The organism is Acidovorax sp. FG42 (assembly GCF_057809195.1).
On the sequence record NZ_JBMDJM010000003.1, the window covers coordinates 116894 to 136145 of the forward strand.

The 19252-nt window shown below is 65.2% G+C and carries 16 protein-coding genes and 1 pseudogene; 3 read left to right on the forward strand and 14 right to left on the reverse strand.

Features of this window, described 5'->3' with window-relative positions:
- Positions 1-12: 12 nt before the first annotated feature.
- Positions 13-474 carry an Lrp/AsnC family transcriptional regulator gene (locus ACODSM_RS04970; protein ID WP_056647474.1) on the reverse strand — a complete coding sequence of 154 codons (462 nt, stop codon included), beginning with the start codon at positions 472-474 and terminating at the stop codon, positions 13-15.
- A gap of 97 nt (positions 475-571) precedes the next feature.
- Between ACODSM_RS04970 and ACODSM_RS04975 the strand changes: the two genes are divergently transcribed.
- The gene (locus tag ACODSM_RS04975; protein WP_488804519.1) at positions 572-1540 is read left to right on the forward strand and encodes an EamA family transporter; all 969 of its coding nucleotides are present in this window, start codon (positions 572-574) and stop codon (positions 1538-1540) included.
- Here ACODSM_RS04975 and ACODSM_RS04980 read toward each other — a convergent pair.
- Genes ACODSM_RS04980 through ACODSM_RS05005 form a run of 6 tightly spaced genes read right to left on the reverse strand, consistent with a single transcriptional unit; the run spans position 1485 to position 8465 of the window.
- Positions 1485-1883, reverse strand: a complete 399-nt coding sequence (locus tag ACODSM_RS04980) for a RidA family protein (RefSeq protein WP_015012337.1) — start codon at positions 1881-1883, stop codon at positions 1485-1487. The two genes, ACODSM_RS04975 and ACODSM_RS04980, sit on opposite strands and share 56 nt — an antisense overlap.
- Positions 1884-1885: 2 nt before the next feature.
- The gene (locus ACODSM_RS04985; protein WP_488804520.1) at positions 1886-3553 is read right to left on the reverse strand and encodes an AMP-binding protein; all 1668 of its coding nucleotides are present in this window, start codon (positions 3551-3553) and stop codon (positions 1886-1888) included.
- Positions 3554-3557: 4 nt separating this feature from the next.
- Positions 3558-4754 carry an acyl-CoA dehydrogenase family protein gene (locus ACODSM_RS04990; protein ID WP_488804521.1) on the reverse strand — a complete coding sequence of 399 codons (1197 nt, stop codon included), beginning with the start codon at positions 4752-4754 and terminating at the stop codon, positions 3558-3560.
- Positions 4755-4758: 4 nt separating this feature from the next.
- On the reverse strand, positions 4759-5613 hold the full coding sequence (locus ACODSM_RS04995) for an enoyl-CoA hydratase family protein (RefSeq protein WP_488804522.1): 855 nt from the start codon (positions 5611-5613) through the stop codon (positions 4759-4761).
- On the reverse strand, positions 5610-6101 hold the full coding sequence (locus ACODSM_RS05000; RefSeq protein ID WP_488804523.1) for a MarR family winged helix-turn-helix transcriptional regulator: 492 nt from the start codon (positions 6099-6101) through the stop codon (positions 5610-5612). The genes ACODSM_RS04995 and ACODSM_RS05000 overlap by 4 nt, the downstream gene beginning before the upstream one ends.
- 6 nt (positions 6102-6107) lie before the next feature.
- The gene (locus ACODSM_RS05005) at positions 6108-8465 is read right to left on the reverse strand and encodes a bifunctional salicylyl-CoA 5-hydroxylase/oxidoreductase (protein ID WP_488804524.1); all 2358 of its coding nucleotides are present in this window, start codon (positions 8463-8465) and stop codon (positions 6108-6110) included.
- A 140-nt stretch (positions 8466-8605) separates the two neighbouring features.
- Here ACODSM_RS05005 and ACODSM_RS05010 point away from each other — a divergent pair.
- Together ACODSM_RS05010 and ACODSM_RS05015 are read left to right on the forward strand one after the other, a co-directional pair.
- Positions 8606-9865 (forward strand): annotated as a pseudogene (locus ACODSM_RS05010) (class I SAM-dependent methyltransferase); the annotation flags it as partial.
- A 114-nt stretch (positions 9866-9979) separates the two neighbouring features.
- Positions 9980-10252 carry a DUF1840 family protein gene (locus ACODSM_RS05015; RefSeq protein WP_238544102.1) on the forward strand — a complete coding sequence of 91 codons (273 nt, stop codon included), beginning with the start codon at positions 9980-9982 and terminating at the stop codon, positions 10250-10252.
- Between the two features lie 142 nt (positions 10253-10394).
- On the opposite strand, the gene ACODSM_RS05020 is transcribed toward ACODSM_RS05015, so the two are convergent.
- The 7 genes from ACODSM_RS05020 to ACODSM_RS05050 form a co-directional block, all read right to left on the reverse strand.
- On the reverse strand, positions 10395-11390 hold the full coding sequence (locus ACODSM_RS05020; RefSeq protein ID WP_060985057.1) for a Bug family tripartite tricarboxylate transporter substrate binding protein: 996 nt from the start codon (positions 11388-11390) through the stop codon (positions 10395-10397).
- Between the two features lie 346 nt (positions 11391-11736).
- The gene (locus ACODSM_RS05025) at positions 11737-12723 is read right to left on the reverse strand and encodes a tripartite tricarboxylate transporter substrate-binding protein (RefSeq protein ID WP_060985056.1); all 987 of its coding nucleotides are present in this window, start codon (positions 12721-12723) and stop codon (positions 11737-11739) included.
- A gap of 391 nt (positions 12724-13114) precedes the next feature.
- Positions 13115-14362, reverse strand: coding sequence for a phenylacetate--CoA ligase family protein (locus ACODSM_RS05030; RefSeq protein WP_488804525.1), 1248 nt, complete (start codon positions 14360-14362; stop codon positions 13115-13117).
- Positions 14363-14589: 227 nt separating this feature from the next.
- Positions 14590-15402, reverse strand: coding sequence for an ABC transporter ATP-binding protein (locus tag ACODSM_RS05035; RefSeq protein ID WP_488804526.1), 813 nt, complete (start codon positions 15400-15402; stop codon positions 14590-14592).
- 227 nt (positions 15403-15629) lie between these two features.
- Positions 15630-16958: an ABC transporter substrate-binding protein gene (locus ACODSM_RS05040; protein WP_488804527.1), complete on the reverse strand. Its 1329-nt coding sequence runs from the start codon at positions 16956-16958 to the stop codon at positions 15630-15632.
- Between the two features lie 126 nt (positions 16959-17084).
- The gene (locus ACODSM_RS05045; protein WP_291442080.1) at positions 17085-18161 is read right to left on the reverse strand and encodes a branched-chain amino acid ABC transporter permease; all 1077 of its coding nucleotides are present in this window, start codon (positions 18159-18161) and stop codon (positions 17085-17087) included.
- 153 nt (positions 18162-18314) lie between these two features.
- A complete protein-coding gene (locus tag ACODSM_RS05050) occupies positions 18315-19244 on the reverse strand; it encodes a branched-chain amino acid ABC transporter permease (protein WP_015012350.1) in 930 nt (309 codons plus the stop codon).
- Positions 19245-19252: the final 8 nt, after the last annotated feature.

Consider the following 19252-nt stretch of genomic DNA (forward strand, 5'->3'; position numbering starts at 1 on the left):
TTCCGGCCCCCGTCAACCACCTTTATCGCCATTCACCCAGCCCAGGTCCAGCGGGCGGTCCTCGAACTCGGTGTTCAGCACCACCGTGCTGGTGGTGCGGGCCACGCCCGCGATGGCCTTGATCTCGTAAATCACGTCTTCCAGCGCGCGTGCGTGCGTGGTGCGGATCTTGGCCAGAAAGTCGTATTCGCCTGCCACGCTGTGCAGCTCTTCGACTTGGGGCATGGCGCGCAGGCGGGGCGCCACATCCCGGCAGTGGATGCCGCCGTCGTTTCGGATGGCCACAAACGCGGTGAAGTTCAGCCCTACACGCTCTGGGTCCACGCTGATCGAGAAGCGGCGGATCACCCCCTTGTCCAGCAACTTCTTCACGCGCTCGTGCACAGCGGCGGTGGACAGCCCCACTTCAGCCCCTACGTCGGCATACGAACGTCGGCCATCCGCGCCCAGTGCCGAAATAATTCTGGCGTCCATGTCATCTGTCTGAATATTTGCTTGCATAGCCGCTAATTTTTGGTAAAAATTACGAAAACCTCGCGGTTTCCATAAATTATTCGGTTAGGTGAAGAATATGCCGACAATTTTCAATGCGCAAGTGCGGTCCCAGCGGACCTGGGCGGTAGCGGTGGCGCTGCTGCTGGTCTACGTGGTGTGGGGCACCACCTATTTCGCGATTGGGATTGCGCTCCAGAGCATGCCACCCTTGCTCATGAACGCTATCCGCTTTCTGTGCGCAGGTGCGGTGATGCTGGTGATTGCGCTGGCACAAGGGCACGCACTGCCCACCCGTGCGCAGTGGCGCAACTCGGCCCTGGTGGGCGGGCTGATGGTGTTCTTGGCCATGAATTTCATCGGGTTTGCACAAAAGCTTGGCATTGGCTCGGGCCTGATGGCCACAGTGGTGACCACCATGCCCATGTGGCTGGCGCTGTGGTCGCGCTGGGGCGGCGAGCGTGTGCCGGTCACCAGCTGGATCGGCCTGGCGCTGGGCGTGGTGGGCGCGCTGCTGCTGGCGCTGGAAGGTGACTTCTCCGCCACCTGGCTGGGTGCGCTGCTGGCCTTTGGTGCGCCGCTGGCCTGGAGTGTCGGTTCGTATGCCTCGCGCAAGCTGTCGCTGCCCGCGCCCGCCATGGCATCGGCCGCGCAGTGGTTTGCGGGGGGCGCCATGGGGCTGGTGGTGGCGTTGTGGTTCGAGCCTTTGAGCGCCCTGGGCCAGGTCACTGCCAAGTCGTGGGCGGCGTGGGTCTATCTGTTGGTGTTTGGCACGCTGGTAGCGCTCAATGCGTACCTGTGGCTGCTGCAGAACACTTCCGCAGCGCTGGCAGGCAGCTATTCGTTCGTCAACCCTGCGGTGGCTTTGCTGGTGGGCGTGGCGCTGGGGGGCGAATTGCTGACGGGCTGGGTGTTTGCCGCACTGCCGTTGATTGGGGCGGCCCTGGCGTTCATTCTGTATGGGCAGGCGCTGCAGCGGTGGCTGGAAAAGCTCAGTCCGGGATTACAGCGGTTGCTTCAATCTCGATCTTCGCGCGCTCTTCCATGAGCCCCGCCACTTGCACGCAGGCCATGGCCGGAAAGTTCTTGCCCAGCACCTCGCGGTAGACCGCGCCCAGCTCCTTCAGGCGGCTGTTGTATTCGTTGCGGTCGGTCACGTACCAGGTCAGCCGCACCAGGTGTTCGGGGCCTGCGCCACCGGCTTCCAGCACCGCCCGCACGTTCAGCAGCGTCTGCTTGGTCTGGGCAATGAAGTCGTCGCTCTCAAACTGCTGCTGCGCGTTCCAGCCGATCTGGCCGCCGGTAAAGACCATGGTGCCGCGTGCGGCCACGCCGTTGGCGTAGCCCTTGGGGGTGACCCAGCCTTCGGGCTGCAAAAGGGTGTTTTTCATCGTCATGTTGTTTTTGTGGAAGTGGGCGATGCGGCGGAGGGTGATGCGCCCGCACCCTGGCGCAGCTTGAAGCGCTGCAGCTTGCCGGTTTCGGTGCGGGGCAGTGCGGTCACAAACTCCACCACGCGTGGGTATTTGAACGGAGCGATGGTGGCCTTCACATGGTCCTGCAGCGTCTTGACCATGGCGGCGTCGCCCGTGTGCCCGGGCTTCAAGACGCAGATGGCCTTGACCACCATGCCGCGCTCTTCGTCGGGCACGCCGATCACCCCGCACTCGGCCACGGCCGGGTGGCGCAGCAGGGCGTCTTCGACCTCGGGGCCGCCCACGTTGTAGCCGGCGGTGATGATCATGTCGTCGTCGCGCGCCTGGTAGAAGAAGTAGCCGTCCGCGTCCTGCGTGAACGCATCGCCGGGGTAGTTCCAGCCGTCCTTCACGTACTTGGCCTGGCGCGGGTCGTCGAGGTACTTGCAGCCCGTGGGGCCTATCACTGCGAGCTTGCCCACGGTGCCGCGCGGCAGCTCGTTGCCATCGTCGTCCACCACCTTGGCGGTGTAGCCAGGCACGACCTTGCCGATGGCGCCGCGCCGACTTTCGCCGCCGGGGGAGGAGATGAAAATGTGGAACATCTCGGTGGCGCCAATGCCGTCTGTCATGTCGAGGCCGGTCGCCTCCTTCCACAGCTGGCGTGTGGCATCCGGAAGCCCTTCGCCTGCGCTCACGCTGGTGCGCAGTTGGGGCAGGCCGATCTGCCTGGCGAACGGCGCCATCTGCCGGTAGAACGTGGGGGCGGTGTAGCAGATGGTCACGCCCGCTTCGCGCATCAGGCGCACCATGGTTTCGGGCGTGTAGGGCTGATCGGGGAAGTACACGCTGGCCCCGGCCCACATCGGAAACACCAGCAAGCCGCCGAGGCCAAAGGTGAACGCCAGCGGTGGCGAGCCCGCCACGATGTCTTCGGGCGTAGCGCGCAGCACGTGGCGCGGCCAGGCCTCGCAGCCCGCCAGCACATCGCGGTGGGTGTGCACGGCGGCCTTGGGCGCGCCCGTGGTGCCGGAGGTGAAGGCCATCAGCGCAATATCGTCAGCCGACGTGGGGCAGGGCGGCGTGGTGCCGGGCTTGGCCTGTGCGCGCTGCAGCAGGTCGGCCGCATCGGGCGCGGTGTGGAACGGCACGATGGTGGCCAGCACCGGGTGCTGTGCTTGTGCCGTCTGCAGCTCCGCAAGCAGGCGGCCGTCGCACAGCGCCAGCGTGGGCTGGGCGCGGTCGATGATGCTGCCCAGTTCGCCCGCGCGCAGCAGCGGCATAGTGGCCACGGCAATCAGCCCGGCGTAGACGGTGCCCAGCCAGGCCAGCGCCATCTCCACCGTGTTGCCGCCGCGCAGCAGCACGCGGTTGCCGGGCACCAGACCATGGTCCTGCGTCAGCACCTCGGCAATGCGCGCGGCCTCGGCGCGGGCGTCGCGGTAGGTGTAGGTGCGGTGCGGGCCGCGCAGCAGGGGGCGGTCGATGTGGCCAGCGCGCTCGGCCTGGTCGAACAGCGCTTGCACCAGATTGGCCTGGTCTGCGATCTGCAGCTCCGGCAGGTCGTAGCGCAGCGTGGGCCAGGCCTCGGGCGGTGGCAGGCGGTCGTGCACGAAATGGTCGGGCTGGGCGGAGGGGGCTTTCATGCGTTTACTCCTGCAGAACGGCCTTGCCGATGATCAGTTGCTGCACCTCGGTCGCGCCTTCGTAGATGCGCAGCGAGCGGATGTCGCGGTACAGCGATTCGACCTTGCTGCCCACTTCCACGCCGCGCCCGCCGTGCAGCTGCAGCGCCATGTCGATGACGCGCTGGGCGTTTTCAGTGGCGGTCATCTTGGCCATCGCCGCTTCGGCAGTCACGCGCGCCTGGCCCGTGTCGCGCAGCCAGGCCGCGCGGTAGGTGAGCAGCGCGGCGCTGTCCACCAGCGCGGCCATCTCGCCGATCTTGGCCTGCGTGAGCTGAAAGTCCGCCAGCGTCTGGCCGAACATGCGGCGCTGGCGGGCGTGGTGCACGGCCTCGGCCAGTGCGCGGCGCGCCATGCCGAGGGCGGCAGCGGCCACCGATGCGCGGAAGATGTCGAGCGTGCGCATGGCCAGCTTGAAGCCGCCGTTCTCGTCGCCCAGCAGCGCGGTGGCGGGCACGTTGCAGTTGGTGAACTGCAGTGTGGCCAGCGGGTGGGGCGCCATCACATGGATGTGGCGCGAGGTATCGAGGCCCGGCGTGTTCGCATCGACGATGAAGGCGCTGATGCCGCGCGTGCCGCCGCTCGGGTCGGTCTTGGCGAACACGCAGTAGAAGTCGGCGATGCCGCCGTTGCTGATCCAGGTTTTGGTGCCGTTCAAGCAAAAAGTGCCTATAGCGCTAGTCGAATCTGTGCTGGCAGCTATGGTTTGCATAGCACCCACATCTGACCCCGCCTCGGGCTCGCTCAGCGCAAACGCCGCAATCAGTTCGCCGCGCGCCACGCTTTGCAGGTAGTGCGCCTGCTGCGCGGGGCTGCCCGCCAGCGTGATCGCGCCGCTGCCCAGTCCTTGCATCGCAAACGCAAAGTCCGCCAGCGGCGAGTGGTAGGCCAGTGTCTCGCGCAGCAGCACCAGCGCGCGCGAGTCCAGTGCAGGCAGCGCGCCGCCGTGCGCGGCGGGCACGCAGTAGCGCAGCCAGCCGCCCGCGCCCAGGCGCTGCACCCAGTCGCGGCAGGCGGCGCGGTCGTCGGTTTCATCGACCTGCTGTGCAGCCGCCCAGGGCACCAGGCCCTCGGCCAGCGCGCGGTGGGCGTCGTCAAAAAAGGGCAGGGCCAGGTGCGCCGTCGATGGCGGGCGGGGGGCGGGGGGCGTTGCGACGTGCATGGGATCAATCTCCCTGGAACACGGGCTTTTGCTTGGCGGCGAAGGCTTCGTAGGCACGGCGGAAGTCTTCGGTCTGCATGCAGATGGCCTGGGCCTGGGCCTCGGCCTCGATGGCCTGCTCAATGGTCATGCTCCACTCCTGGCTCAGCATGGTCTTGGTCATGCCGTGGGCAAAGGTGGGGCCGTCGGCCAGCGCGCGCGCGGTGGCCTGCACGTTGGCCAGCAGGTCGGCGCTTTCATACAGGTCGTTGAAGAAGCCCCAGGCCAGGCCTTCGTGCGCGGTCATCGCGCGGCCAGTGAAAAGCAGCTCGCTGGCGCGACCCTGGCCGATCATGCGGGGCAGCAGCGCGCAGGCGCCCATGTCGGCCCCGGCCAGGCCCACGCGGGTGAACAGGAACGCGGTCTTGGTGGCCTCGGTGCCGTAGCGCATGTCGCAGGCCAGCGCCATCATGGCGCCTGCACCAGCGCAGATGCCGTCGATGGCGCCCAGCACGGGCTGCGGGCAGGCGCGCATGGCCTTGACCAGGTCACCCGTCATGCGCGTGAACTCCAGCAGCTCGGGCATGGTCATGGTGGTCAGCGGGCCGATGATCTCGTGCACGTCGCCGCCCGAGCAGAAGTTGCCACCCGCGCCGGTGACCACGATGGCCTTCACGTCGGTGGCGAACCGCAGCGCGTAGAAAAAGTCGCGCAGCTCGGCATAGCTCTGGAAAGTCAGCGGGTTCTTGCGGTCCGGCCGGTTGAGTGTGACAGTGCCCACGCCATCGGCAAAGCTCCATGCGAAGTGCTCAGCCAGGTAGCTGGCCTGCGGGTTGAACTGCTCGCGCATGGGGTTGCTCGCCCCGATGTAGTGCTTCATTCGGTTGTCTCCAAAGAGTTGTTTTGTGTGTGTTCTTTGACCTTGCCCAGCAGGCGGTACAAGGTGGCGATGTCGCGCTCGCCCAGCGTGGCGAAGGCCTCGACGATCCATTGCTCGTGCTGTCGCGCCATGGTGTTGAACTGCTCGCGGCCCTGGGGTGTAAGGCGCACCAGGTACGCACGGCGGTCGCCCTCCACGTCCATACGCTCAACCAGCCCTTCAGCCACCAGCTGGTCGGTGATACCGGTGATGTTGCCGCTCGTCACCATCATGCGGCGCGAGAGTTCCTTCATCTTCATGCCCTCGGGCGCACGCTCCAGCTGCGCCATCAGGTCAAAACGCGGCAAGGTGGTGTCGAACTGCGCGCGCAGGTGGCTGCGCACCTGCTTCTCGATGAGCTGGGTGCAGGTGAGCAGGCGCAGCCACAGGCGCAGGGCTTCTGGGTGTTCGCTGGGGGCGGCGCCGTGCAGGCGGGCTTCGAGGTCCATGGGGGTTTACTCGATGGCTGCGGGTTTGCTGGATTCCTGCGCCGGTGCGGCCAGTGCAGCCATCTGCTTTTGCTTGGCAATCTCGCGCAGCATTTGGTCGCGGCCGCTGTGGTATTGCACCGGCCAGTCCGTGTGCGCTGCGGCCACGGGGCTCAATTGCGCGGCGGCGTGCAGCGTCCAGGCCGGGTCGGCCAGGTGGGGTCGGGCGATGGCACACAGGTCCGCTCGGCCCGCCGCGATGATGCTGTTGGCGTGGTCCGCCTCGGTGATCGCGCCCACGGCCATGGCGGCAATACCCACCTCGTTGCGGATGCGGTCGGCAAACGGCGTCTGGTACATGCGGCCGTACACCGGGCGGGAGTCGCGCGTGGTCTGGCCTGAGGACACGTCGATCAGGTCCGTGCCAGCGGCCTTGAACAGGCGCGCGATGGCAATGGCGTCGTCGGCGGTGTTGCCTTGGCCTTCCTGCAGCCAGTCGTGCGCCGAGATGCGCACGGAGAGCGGTTTGTCGGCGGGCCACACGGCGCGCAGCGCGGTGAACACTTCCAGCGGGTAGCGGCAGCGGTTCTCCAGGCTACCGCCGTATTCATCGGTGCGCTGGTTGGTAGCGGGGCTGAGGAAGCTGGCCAACAGGTAGCCGTGCGCGCAGTGCAGCTCCAGCCAGTCAAAGCCGCAGGCCACGGCCCGGCGAGCGCTGTCCACAAACGCGGCGGTCACGCGGTCCATGTCGGCGCGGGTCATGGCGGCAGGTGTCTGGTTCTGTGCACCATAGGCGATGGGGCTGGCGGCCAGCAGCGGCCAGTTGCCCGTCTCCAGCGGCTCGTCCGTGCCTTCCCAGCCCACGCGCGTGGAGCCCTTGGGGCCGCTGTGGCCCAACTGCAGGCCGATCTTGGCTGTGCTGCTGCCGTGCACAAAGTTCACGATGCGCGCGAAGGCGGCTTGCTGGGCGTCGTTCCACAGCCCCGGGCAGGCGGGTGTGATGCGGCCTTCGGGTGTGGGGCTGGTCATCTCCACCATCACCAGCGCAGCGCCACCCAGGGCGCGCGCACCCAGGTGCACCAGGTGGAAGTCCTGTGGCACGCCCTCGACCGCGCTGTAGGTGGCCATGGGCGAGACGACGATGCGGTTCTTGAGCGTGAGGTCTTTCAGGGTGAAAGGCGTGAGCATGGGCGGAATCGCCGCCTTGCCGCCTGCGAGCCAGGCCTCGTAGCCCTCCAGCCATGCCGCATCGCGCAGCCGCAGGTTCTCGTGGCTGATGCGCTGGCTGCGCGTGAGCAGCGAATACGTGAACTGCTCAATGGGCATGCCGGTGTAGCGCGCCACGTTTTCAAACCATTCGGTGCTGTTGCGTGCGGCGTTCTGGATCTTGAGCACCTCCACGCTGCGGCGCGCCTCGTAGTGCTGCAGCACCTCATCGATGGGCAAGCCGGTCGCAAACTCATTGGCCAGGTCGATGGCATCTTCCAGCGCCAGCTTGGTGCCGCTGCCGATGGAGAAATGCGCCGTGTGCGCGGCGTCGCCCATCAGCACGATGGGCACCTGCTTGCCCCCAACGCTCTCGCGGTGCACCCAGGTGTTGCAGATCACGCGTGGAAAGCGAATCCAGTTGGCCGAGCCGCGCAGGTGGGTGGCGTTGCTGATGAGGGCGTTGCCGTCCAGGTACTTCGCGAAGAGCTTTTCGCAAAACGCAATCGCCTCGGGCTGCTCCATGGCGTCCAGGCCATGGGCCTTCCACACGGCCTCGGGCGTCTCGACAATGAAGGTGGATGTGTCGGCGTCGAACTGGTAGGCGTGGGCTTGGAACCAGCCATGCTCAGTCTGTTCGAACGCGAAGGTGAAGGCATCGAACTTCTTCTTGGTGCCCAGCCACACGAAGCGGCACTGGCGCAGGTCGATGTCGGGTTGGTAAACGCTGGCGTAACGGGTGCGGATGCGGCTGTTGAGGCCGTCGCTGGCGATGACCAGGTCGGCGTGGTACTGCGCGGCGAGCGCCTGGTCGTCGGCCACGTCGGTCTCGAACACCAGCTCCACACCGACCGCCAGGCACCGGTCCTGCAGGATGTTGAGCAGCCGCTTGCGGCCAATGCCGCAAAAGCCGTGGCCGGTGGAGCGCACGCTGCGGCCCTTGAAGAACACCTCGATGTCGTCCCAGTGGTTGAACGCATCGCCGATGAGTGCGGCCGTGGGCGCGTCGGCCGCCTGCAGATTGGCCAGCGTCTGGTCCGACAGCACCACGCCCCAGCCGAAGGTGTCGAACGGTCGGTTGCGCTCGACCACCGTGATGCGGTGGGCGGGGTTCTGCTGCTTCATCAGCAGGGCGAAATAGAGACCGGCGGGCCCGCCGCCAATGCAGAGGATGTTCATGTCAAAATAGTTTAGACCTAAACAAAATGCTGTCAATGGGGTTGCTCCCTGCCGCCAGAGCGTGCCGCCGCTGTAGGACAGACTCTGAAAAGCCGGGCTGCGTGTTGACGCGCTGCAGCATGACTTCAAGAATCCTTGGTATGAAGCACTTGCTGCATACCCTGGAGGGGCGGCTGGCGACCCTGCCCGTGCCCATGGCGGTGGAGCTGCCGGCGGGTCAGCACCTGGGCGCGCCCGACCCGGCGGTGGTGCTGCGCTTTCGGGACCGCATGGCGCTGGTCGCGCTGGCCTCTGGCGATATCGGTCATGTCGGGGCCGCCATCGTCGAGGGCCGCGTGGCGCTGGAGGGCGGCATGCGTGATCTGATGGCAGCAGCCACAGGCCTGCTGACGCGCGACCCCGCACGCGACCAGCACCATGGCTGGTGGCGCAGGGTGCTGGGGCGCGCGCGGTCCATGGCAGCACACACGCTGGCGCATGACGCGCGGCAGGTGCAGTTCCACTACGACCTGTCGGATGACTTCTATGCGCTGTGGCTGGACCCGCGCCGCGTGTATTCGTGCGCCTACTACCGGTCACCCGAACTTACCCTGGCCCAGGCGCAGGAGGCCAAGCTCGACCACATCTGCCGCAAGCTGCAGCTGCAGCCGGGCGACCGGTTTCTGGACATTGGGGCGGGCTGGGGCGGCCTGCTGCTGTGGGCGGCCGAACACTACGGGGTGGATGCAACCGGCATCACGTTATCGCGCAACCAGCATGCGCATGTGCCGCGGCTCATCCACGAGCGAGGGCTAGAGGGACGGGTGCGCATGCAGTTGGTGGACTATCGCGAGTTGCACGTGGACCAGCCCTTTGACAAGATCGCCTCGGTGGGCATGTTCGAGCACGTGGGGCGTGCGCAGATGGGCCGCTACTTCAACACCGTGGCGCGCCTGCTGCTCCCGGGCGGACTGGTGCTGAACCATGGCATCACCGCCGGGGGCGTGGACAACGCGCAGCTGGGCGCCGGCATGGGCGACTTCATCGAGCAGTACATCTTCCCGGGCGGTGAGCTACTGCATGTGAGCACGGTGCTGCAGGACCTGGCCCGCGCGGGCCTGGAGATGGTGGATACCGAGAACCTGCGCCCGCATTACGCGCGCACGCTGTGGGCATGGTCCGATGGCCTCGAAGCCCGACTGCCGGCAGCCCGTGGGGTGCTGTCCGCTCAAGCGGGCGCCGAGCAGGCGGATAAGGTCTTGCGTGCCTACCGCTTGTACCTCGCGGGCAGTGCTCTCGGCTTTGAACGGGGCTGGATGGCGCTGCACCAGATGCTGGCCATCAAGCCGGATGGCGATACCGCCAAGGGCGCTGTACCCGGCGCACAATCGAGTTATCCCTTCACCCGCGACCATATGTACGCGGCCCGTAAGACCCGCTTTGAAACTCTCTCTAAAACCCTCTCTGACAACCTTTCTGACAGGCCTTTGACCATGCTCTACAAGTTCAAATCCCGCGCCACTGCCGACCTCATCATGCTCGAACCCCAGGGGCGCCAGATCGTGACCCTCATCGGCAAGACCCCCGGCACCAGCGGCATCGTGACCGCTGCGCAAATCCCTGCCGCCATCGCTGCGCTGGAGGCCGCCGTCATCGCCGACGAGGCCCAGCCCGAAGCCCAGGAAAACGATGAATCCGCCGCTGAGGAGCGCCACGACGTGGTGCGCCTGCGCCAGCGCGCAGCGCCCTTCATTGAAATGCTCAAGCGCAGTGCGGCGGCAGATGTGGACGTGGTGTGGGGTGTATGACCTGAGGGCAGGCGGGTTCGCAACTCACACAACGCGCAATGCGCACTTCGCGACGAAAGTGCGTTGCCAGTCCCATCCACCCACCCTCAGCAATCCGTCGCAGGCCACGCTGCGATCTTCGCCGTTGTAGTGGTGTCCGCCGTCAGTCCACCTTGGCGCCCGAGGTCTTTACCACCTGCGCCCACTTCTTGTGTTCGTTGTCGATGTGCTTGGCAAATTCTGCGGGCGTGTTGCCGCCGGGGATCGCACCCTGGGCCAGCAGCCGCTCCTTCATGGCAGGGGTGGCCAGTGACTTGGCGACTTCCTGCTGAATGCGGTTCACGATGTCGGGGGGCGTACCCGCTGGGGCCAGCAGGCCGAACCACGAACTGGCCTCGTAGCCCTTGAGCGTGGGGCCGCCTGCCTGTTCCACCGTAGGCACATCGGGCAAGGCGCCCGAGCGCTCGGAGCTGGTCACGGCCAGCGCGGTGAGTTTGCCGGCCTTGATCTGCGCCATGGACGAGGGCAGGTTGTCGAACATCACGTCCGCGTTGCCCGCCACCATGTCCATCAGTGCCGGGCCGGAGCCCCGGTAGGGCAGGTGCAGCATGAAGGTACCGGTCATGCTCTTGAACAGCTCGCCAGCCAGGTGGATCGACGTGCCGTTGCCGCTGGAGGCCATGTTCATCTTGCCGGGGTTGGCCTTGGCCACGCGGATGAAGTCCTGCACGTTGTGAATGCCCTGGGCCTTGGCCTTGTCGGCGTTCATCACCATCACGTTGGGCACGGCCGCCACCAGCGTGATAGGTACAAAGTCCTTGATGGGGTCGTAGGGCAGCTTGGCGTACAGCGCGCGGTTGATGCCGTGGGTGCCCACGGTGCCCATCAGCAGCGTGTAGCCGTCGCCGGGAGACTTGGCTACCAACTCTGCACCCACGTTGCCGCCCGCGCCCGCGCGGTTGTCCACGATGAACTGCTGCCCGAACGCTTTGGACAGCTCGGGCGCCATGGCGCGGGCCAGGATGTCGGTGGTGCCACCGGGCGCAAAGGGCACCACGATGCGTACCGGCTTGGTGGGCCATGCGCCCTGGGCGCGCGCCATGGTGGGCAGCAGCGCCGCCGCGCAGGCCAGCGCAACGGTGCTGGCGGCCAGGGCCATCACCTGGCGACGGCGCGCGTGGAGTGGATGCGCAGCGGTTGCGGCATCCGATGAGCCGGATGAGCGAGTGGGTGCGTGGAGGGGAGTGCGTGCCATGGAGATCAATCCTTGATGTCGGGGAGAAGAGAAAGGTCTGCTGGGGTTCTACGCGCGTTGGCGCAGTGGGGGCAGATGGATAACCCCAATCCTGGTGGCGCAGGGCATCTGCAGCCCGCAATATCGCGCGCACGGTCCGTTCAACAGCCCAACCGCGCCCATGAAAAAAGCCGCAACACGTCGTGCGACGTGGCGGCTTTGGGGAGGTGCTGGCAGGGCTGCGTTCAGAGCCCTACCGGGTGCGAGAGGATCAGTCCGCGTAGGTGCCTGCGGCCTTGATGACGGCGCCCCACTTGTCGATCTCGGCGGCCACGAACTTCTTGTGCTCAGGGCCTTCAATGCGCTTGTCGGTGATGACCACGGCGCCCAGGGCTTCCTGCTTCTTGATGAACTCTGGGTCCTTCAGAGCGGCCTTGAGCGCTTCGTTGATCTTCTTTTGCACATCGGCGGGTGTGCCCTTGGGGGCGTACAGGCCGTGCCAGATGCTCACGTTGAAGTCCTTCAGACCCGATTCCGCCAGGGTGGGAAGGTCTTTGAGCGCAGGGGTGGTCAGGCGCTTGGAGGTGGTCACGGCATAGGCCTTGACCTTCTTGCCTTCGATCTGGCTGGTGGTGTTGGTGGTCTGGTCGCACAGCAGGTCGATCTGGCCGCCGATCAGGTCGGTGATGGCAGGGGCCGTGCCTTTGTAGGGCACATCGGTCATATCGGTCTGCAGCGCTGCCTTGAACATCAGGCCGCACAGGTGCGAGGCAGCGCCCAGGCCGGCGTTGCCCAGGTTGATCTTGCCCTTGTTCTGCTGAATCCAGGCCGTCAACTCCTTGAAGTTGTTGGCTGGCATGGTGGGGCGAGCTATCAGCGTCATGGGCACTTCGTTGACCATGCCCAGGTATTCAAAGTCGTTGGGCACGCTGAACGACAGCTTGCGGTACAGCGCGGGCATGGTGGACATGCCGATGTGGTTGAGCAGCAGTGTGTAGCCATCGGGCGTTGCACGGGCCACGCGGGCGGCGCCAATGGAGCTGCCGGCACCGGCGGTGTTGTCCACCACCACGGTGGCGCCCAAAGGCTTGCGCAGCGCTTCGGCCAGGTCGCGGGCCACGCGGTCGGTGGGGCCACCGGCGGCGAAGGGCACCACGATGGTGACCGTCTTGTCCTTGGCGGGGAAGTCCTGCGCGTGGGCGCCAAAGGCAAGCACTGCAGCGGCAGCGACGAGGGCGAGTTTCAGCATTGTTTTCATGGGTGCTCCTGTAAATGACGGGCCATGATAGCGAGGGGCATTTCTGCCAACATTGCGGATAGTACGTAGCACACAGGCCGCATGGTCTTTAAGCCAAATGGCCCGGTAGCGCTGGTATTTATTGTCTTGAATGCTATTTAATGAATAGCAAATGTTAGGGTAAACACTGCGGTGCCCCCGTGTGCGAAATGGCCTTGTTTTGCGCTGTCGCAAGGCCGGATGCCCTGTCTGATCGATTGATGTGCATACACATCTTTTGCATGCCGCACGCACTCCGCCTTCGCAGTCCAGCGTGGCGCCTTGGCCTGCGCAGCGAGATCTTCAACAGGCGCCCAGGTCGCCTGCCATTGCGCGCGTGCGCACTGGCAGGCGGGCGCAACTGCTGAAAGAGCTATTTGTAGCTGCGTGCGTCTTCGATCACCTTGCCATCGTTGGGCAGTGTGCCGGGCGGCACCATCTGCACCTCGCCGCGCAGCTTGGTCACTTCGCGGATCGCGTCGCCGAGCTGGTGGGCCAGGCCCTCGGCGGTCTCGGTGGTTTCGACCTGCAGCACCATCTGGTCATTGGCCATTTCGCCGCTGACCACAAGCCGGGCGCGCTGAACCTGCGGAAAGCGACGCGCAATGGTGGCGATCTGCCCAGGGTGCACAAACATGCCACGCACCTTGGTCGTCTGGTCGGCCCGGCCCATCCAGCCCTTGATGCGGGTGTTGGTGCGACCGGTGGGGCACTGGCCTGGCAGCACGGCGGACAGGTCGCCGGTGCCAAAGCGGACCAGCGGATAGTCGGGGTTGAGCGTGGTGATGACCAGCTCGCCCACCTCGCCCTCGGGCACCGGGTCGCCGGTGCCGGGACGCACGATCTCGACAATCACGCCTTCGTCCAGCACCAGGCCTTCGCGTGCCGAGGTTTCATAGGCAATCAGGCCCAGGTCTGCCGTGGCATAGCACTGGTAGCCCGCGATGCCGCGCTCGGCAAACCAGTCGCGCAGCGAGGGCGGAAACGCCTCGCCCGACACCAGCGCTTTGGTGACGGTGGGCAGGGCCACGCCCATCTCGGCGGCCTTCTCGACAATGATTTTCAGAAAGCTGGGCGTGCCGATGTAGCCCGCCGGTTTCAGCTCGGCCATGGCCTGCACCTGCTGCTCGGTCTGGCCGGTGCCACCGGGGAACACGGTGCAGCCCAGCGCGTGGGCGCCGGTCTCCATCATCGAACCCGCAGGTACAAAGTGGTAGCTGAAGCTGTTGTGGATCAGCTCTCCGCTGCGAAAGCCCGCTGCGTGGATCGCGCGCGCCATGCGCCAGTAGTCACGCCGGGTGCCCTCGGGCTCGTAGATGGTGCCGGGGCTGGCGAACACGCGGGTCATGCCGGGTCCGAAGTTCAGCGCGCTGAAGCCGCCAAACACATTGGCCGCGCGGCCCGCCTGCTGCCGCTCCAGCAGCTCGTACTTGCGCGTGACGGGCAGTTGTGCCAGCGCCGCGCGGCTGGTGACAGTCGATGCATCCACGCCCGCCAGGATGCTGGCAAAGGCGGGCGACGCCTTCTGGGCATGGGCGATCTGCTGCGGCAGCGCCGCCATCAAGGCCGCTTCGCGCTCGGCGGGGCTGCGCGTTTCCAGGGCGTCATAGAACGTGCTCATGCCTGGGTTTCCTTGTGAGGTGGTTGAAGGTGAAATTGGCCTGTAGCGCTTATTCAGAAAGCACAATAAGCTATCAAATTAAGAGTGAATTCGTTCGGCGTCTGAAAAGGATTACGGCCCTGGTCGCCCGCACTGCCGAAGGTCAGCGCACCCGTGGAACTGGCTTTGCCAGGCCACCGGGTGCGTCCCCCTGAGGGGGAAGGCGCGTCAGCGCCTCAGGGGGCACCCTAAGCAAGCCAGCGCTTGCGCCGCTTGTAGCTCTTTACGTCCTTGAAACTCTTGCGCTCGCCGCCGCCCACGCCCAGGTAGAACTCCTTCACGTCCTCGTTGTTGGCCAGGTCGCTGGCGGCGCCGTCCATCACCACGCGGCCACTTTCCATGATGTAGCCGTAGTCCGCGTACTTCAGGGCCATGTTGGTGTTCTGCTCAGCCAGCAGGAAGGTGACCTTCTCCTTGGTGTTCAGGTCCTTCACGATGTTGAACACCTCTTCCACGATCTGAGGCGCGAGGCCCATCGAAGGCTCGTCCAGCAACACCATGCTGGGGTTGGCCATGAGTGCGCGGCCGATGGCGCACATCTGCTGCTCGCCGCCCGAGGTATAGGCGGCCTGCGAGGTGCGGCGCGTCTTGAGGCGTGGGAAGTAGTTGTAGACCTTCTCGAGGTTGGCCGCGATCTCGGCCTTGCTGGTGCGGGTGTAGCTGCCGGTCATCAGGTTCTCTTCAATGGTCAGGTGGGCAAAGCAGTGTCGTCCCTCCATCACCTGCACCACACCGCGCTGCACCAGGTCGGCGGGCGAGAGGTTCTCGATGCGTTCGCCGCGCAGTTCGATGCTGCCCTTTGTCACCTCGCCCCGTTCGCCCTTGAGCAGGTTGGAGATCGCGCGCAGCGTGGTCGTCTTGCCAGCTCCGTTGCCCCCCAGGATGGCCACGATGGAGCCCTCGCGCACCTGCAGCGAGACGCCCTTGAGCACCAGGATCACGTGGTTGTAAATGACTTCGATGCCGTTGACGTTGAGAACGATGTTGCTGTTGGAGTCCATGGTCTTGCCTTCCTGTACCAATCCAAAAGGCTGTGGGTCAACCCTTTGGATTGGCGGCTGCTCTCGAGAGCGCAACCGCGAATCACTGGCCGTTGAAACGGTCGCAGCCTGAAATACCAGTGCCGCCTTGCAAGGGCCGCCCCGCCGCGCTGGTGGCGTCCCCCTTCCCGACTCGCACAGCGAGGAGAGAGAAGGGGGAAGCGGCAAAGCCGCTCAGGGGGATGTGCTTAGCTCTGGCAATCCGCCGCATCCCGGCGCGTCATCTTCTTGTCGGCCAGGTACTTGTCCGCACCGGCCTTGACCATGGGCTTCAGGATCTGCTCGTCGGCCTGGTACCAGTCAGACGAGAAGTTCCACTTCTTGCCGTCCCAGGTGTGCACGCGCGACCAGGTGGAGCCCATGTGGTCGGCGCAGCTGGTAGACAGGGGGCGCATCACGTCCTTGAAGCCCAAAGCGTCCAGCTTCTTCTGGTCCAGGGCCAGGTTTTCCATGCCCCAGCGCACTTGCTCTCCGGTCATGACCTTGCCCTTGCCAAAACGCTCTTGCGCGCGGCGCACGGCTTCCACAGCCAGCATCTGGATGATCACGCCGCGGGTGTAAAGCACCGAGCCCACTTCGTCCTTGGGACCCGTGCCCTGGCCCTTGTCGTGCACGTGCTTCAGGATGTCCTGGATTACTTTGGACTGGGTGCCGTAGCCGTTCAGAGCCAGCGCGTTGTAGCCCTTGGCGCCTTCGCCCACGTCACGCACATCGGGCTCGGCACCGGCCCACCACACGCCATACATCTTGTCGCGGGGATAGCCAGTGGCCTGGGCTTCCTTCAGGGCGGTGGAGTTCATCACGCCCCAGCCCCACAGCAGCACATAGTCAGGGCGGCTCTGGCGCACTTGCAGCCAAGTGGCTTTCTGTTCCACACCGGGCGCGGTCACGGGCAGCATCTGCAGCTCAAAGCCGTGCATCTTGGCGCGCTCTTGCAGCACGGGGATGGGCTCCTTGCCGAAGGGGCTGTCGTGGTAGACCAGCGCAATCTTCTTGCCCTTGAGCTTGTCCAGACCGCCATTGGCTTTGCCCAGGTGCTGGATCAGGATGTCAGCGCCCGTCCAGTAGCTGCCCATGAACGGGAAGTTCCACTTGAAGGCCTGACCGTCCTGCGCCACCGACAGGCCGTAGCCCAGCGTCATCAGCGGGATCTTGTCCACGGGGGCTTTTTCGGTCAGCGCAAACGTGATGCCGGTGGCCTGGGGGTCGAACAGCGAGACGCCGGGGCGGCTCTTCAGGCGCTCGTAGCACTCCACGCCACGGTCGGTGGCGTAGCCCGTTTCGCATTCTTCAAAAGTCAGCTTCACACCGTTGATGCCGCCGTCGCGGGCGTTGATCATCTTGATGTAGTCCTGCTTGCCGTTGGCCCATGGCACACCGTTGGGGGCATAGGGGCCCGTGCGGTACGACAGCAGCGGGAAGAACTGCTCCTTGGCTTGTGCGAAGGCGTTCGTCGCGATGGACGAGGCACCGGCAGCAACCACCGCAGCGGCGATCACGATTTTCGAAAGCTTCATGGATGTCTCCTTTGGATGAATGTGTTGAAGCACGGGAAAAAACACGACAGACAGACAGTTAACGCGGCAATGCAACAGGCTCGTATCGGGACTTGCGAGTAAGGGGTTTCCTGCAGCGCGGTCTGATCAGTGCGGGAAGGGCCACAGGCGCAGCTTCTGCTTGGCGGTGGACCAGAGCTTGGCCAGGCCATGGGGCTCCACGATCAGGAACCACACGATCAGCGCACCGAAGATCATCAGCTCGGCATGCGACACGCCCGCCGTGGACACCTCGATGCCAAACAGCCCCATGAAGGCGGGCAGGAACTGGTTGAGCACGATGGGCAGCACCACGATGAAGGCCGCGCCAAAGAAGCCGCCCATGATGGAGCCCAGCCCGCCGATGATCACCATGAACAGCAGGCGGAAGGACACTTCCACCGAGAACGCCGCGGGCTCCCAGGCGCCCAGGTGCACAAAGGCCCACAGCGCACCGGCCATGCCCACGATGAAGGAGCTGACGGCAAACGCGCTGAGCTTGGCGTACATGGGGCGGATGCCGATGACGGCGGCGGCCACGTCCATGTCGCGGATGGCCATCCACTCGCGGCCAATCGCGCCGCGGACCAGGTTCTTGGCCAGCAGGGCCACCACCACCAGAATGGCCAGGCAGAAGAGGTATTTGCTGGTGGCGCTTTCGATGGGCATGCCCAGCACCTGCAGGTTGGTCACCGACACCGAGCCCGAGTCGGAGTTGTTGGTGAACCACTTGATGCGCAGGAACATCCAGTCGCTGAAGAACTGCGCGGCCAGCGTGGCCACCGCCAGGTACAGGCCCTTGACGCGCAGACTGGGCAGCCCGAACAGGATGCCAAAGAACGTGGCGCACAGCCCGCCCAGGATGAGCGCCGGAATCAGCGGCATGCCCGGAAAGCGAACGAAGAAGTTGTAGGCTCCATAGGCCCCTACGGCCATGAAGGCGCCCGAACCCAGCGAGATCTGGCCGCAGTAGCCCACGAGGATGTTCACCCCCAGGGCCGCCAGCGCCATGATGACGAAGGGGATCAGGATGGCGCGGAAGATGTAGTCGCTGGCCAGCATGGGCACGGCGATGAAGGCGATGGCCAGGATGATGCCGATGGCAATGCGGTCCTGTGCGATCGGGAATATCTGCTGGTCGGCGCGGTAGCTGGTCTTGAACTGGCCGTTTTCGCGGTAGAGCATGGTGTGTCTCCTGTGTTCTTGTTGTTATGGGTTAAGTGCGATCAAGGATCTTTTGCACGGGGGCGCACCTGCGGTGCCACGCGGAGCCTGCGGCACCGCTGACAACGCGCTGCGCGCGTTGTGCCTCCTTCGAAAAATTATTGGTCTCGTATTTCATACGCGATCAATAATTTTTTCCCCAAACAAGCCCTGAGGCCTGAAGAGAAGGAACACCAGCGCCAGCACATACGCAAACCAGATTTCGATGCCCCCGCCCACATAAGGGCCCAGGTACACCTCCGACAGCTTCTCGCCCACACCGATGATCAGCCCGCCGATGATGGCGCCGGGCACCGATGTCAGGCCGCCCAGGATCACCACCGGCAGCGCGCGCAGCGCCACGGTGGTCAGCGAGAACTGCACGCCCAGCTTGCTGCCCCAGATCATCCCGGCCACCAGGGCCACGACACCCGCCACGCACCACACGATCACCCAGATGCGGTTGAGCGGGATGCCGATGGACTGGGCTGCCTGGTGGTCGTCGGCCACGGCGCGCAGGGCGCGGCCGGTGGAGGTCTTCTGGAAAAACACCGACAGCAGGGCCACCAGCGCGGCGGCGATGGCGGCGGCAATCACGTCTTCCTTGTTGATCAGGATGCCGCCCTGGAACATGGACTCCAGCGCAAAGATCGGGTCCTTGGGCATGCCCACGTCGATCTTGTAGATGTTGCTGCCGAACAGCGTCTGGCCCAGGCCTTCCATGAAGTAGGTGATGCCCAGCGTGGCCATGAGCAGCGTGGCGCCCTCCTGATTCACCAGATGGCGCAGCACCAGCTTCTCAATCAGCCAGGCCACCACAAACATGATGGCGCCGGCAATCACAAAGGCGGCCAGGTTGGCCACGATGGGGTTCGTGATGCCGGTCCACTGCGGAATCCACTCGGCAAAGCGGGCCATGGCCAGGGCTGCGAACAGCACCATGGCGCCCTGCGCAAAGTTGAACACGCCCGAGGCCTTGTAGATCAGCACAAAGCCCAGCGCCACCAGCGAATACAGCATGCCGGCCATGAGGCCGCCGATCAGTGTTTCGAGAAAGAATGCCATGAGTTGTT

What these genes read in the sequence shown, in the direction of transcription:
- ACODSM_RS04970 (WP_056647474.1), bottom strand. Translation starts at nt 474, where the DNA reads ATGGACGCCAGAATTATTTCGGCACTGGGCGCGGATGGCCGACGTTCG.
- ACODSM_RS04975 (WP_488804519.1), top strand. Translation starts at nt 572, where the DNA reads ATGCCGACAATTTTCAATGCGCAAGTGCGGTCCCAGCGGACCTGGGCG.
- ACODSM_RS04980 (WP_015012337.1), bottom strand. Translation starts at nt 1,883, where the DNA reads ATGAAAAACACCCTTTTGCAGCCCGAAGGCTGGGTCACCCCCAAGGGC.
- ACODSM_RS04985 (WP_488804520.1), bottom strand. Translation starts at nt 3,553, where the DNA reads ATGAAAGCCCCCTCCGCCCAGCCCGACCATTTCGTGCACGACCGCCTG.
- ACODSM_RS04990 (WP_488804521.1), bottom strand. Translation starts at nt 4,754, where the DNA reads ATGCACGTCGCAACGCCCCCCGCCCCCCGCCCGCCATCGACGGCGCAC.
- ACODSM_RS04995 (WP_488804522.1), bottom strand. Translation starts at nt 5,613, where the DNA reads ATGAAGCACTACATCGGGGCGAGCAACCCCATGCGCGAGCAGTTCAAC.
- ACODSM_RS05000 (WP_488804523.1), bottom strand. Translation starts at nt 6,101, where the DNA reads ATGGACCTCGAAGCCCGCCTGCACGGCGCCGCCCCCAGCGAACACCCA.
- ACODSM_RS05005 (WP_488804524.1), bottom strand. Translation starts at nt 8,465, where the DNA reads ATGAACATCCTCTGCATTGGCGGCGGGCCCGCCGGTCTCTATTTCGCC.
- ACODSM_RS05015 (WP_238544102.1), top strand. Translation starts at nt 9,980, where the DNA reads ATGCTCGAACCCCAGGGGCGCCAGATCGTGACCCTCATCGGCAAGACC.
- ACODSM_RS05020 (WP_060985057.1), bottom strand. Translation starts at nt 11,390, where the DNA reads ATGGCCCTGGCCGCCAGCACCGTTGCGCTGGCCTGCGCGGCGGCGCTG.
- ACODSM_RS05025 (WP_060985056.1), bottom strand. Translation starts at nt 12,723, where the DNA reads ATGAAAACAATGCTGAAACTCGCCCTCGTCGCTGCCGCTGCAGTGCTT.
- ACODSM_RS05030 (WP_488804525.1), bottom strand. Translation starts at nt 14,362, where the DNA reads ATGAGCACGTTCTATGACGCCCTGGAAACGCGCAGCCCCGCCGAGCGC.
- ACODSM_RS05035 (WP_488804526.1), bottom strand. Translation starts at nt 15,402, where the DNA reads ATGGACTCCAACAGCAACATCGTTCTCAACGTCAACGGCATCGAAGTC.
- ACODSM_RS05040 (WP_488804527.1), bottom strand. Translation starts at nt 16,958, where the DNA reads ATGAAGCTTTCGAAAATCGTGATCGCCGCTGCGGTGGTTGCTGCCGGT.
- ACODSM_RS05045 (WP_291442080.1), bottom strand. Translation starts at nt 18,161, where the DNA reads ATGCTCTACCGCGAAAACGGCCAGTTCAAGACCAGCTACCGCGCCGAC.
- ACODSM_RS05050 (WP_015012350.1), bottom strand. Translation starts at nt 19,244, where the DNA reads ATGGCATTCTTTCTCGAAACACTGATCGGCGGCCTCATGGCCGGCATG.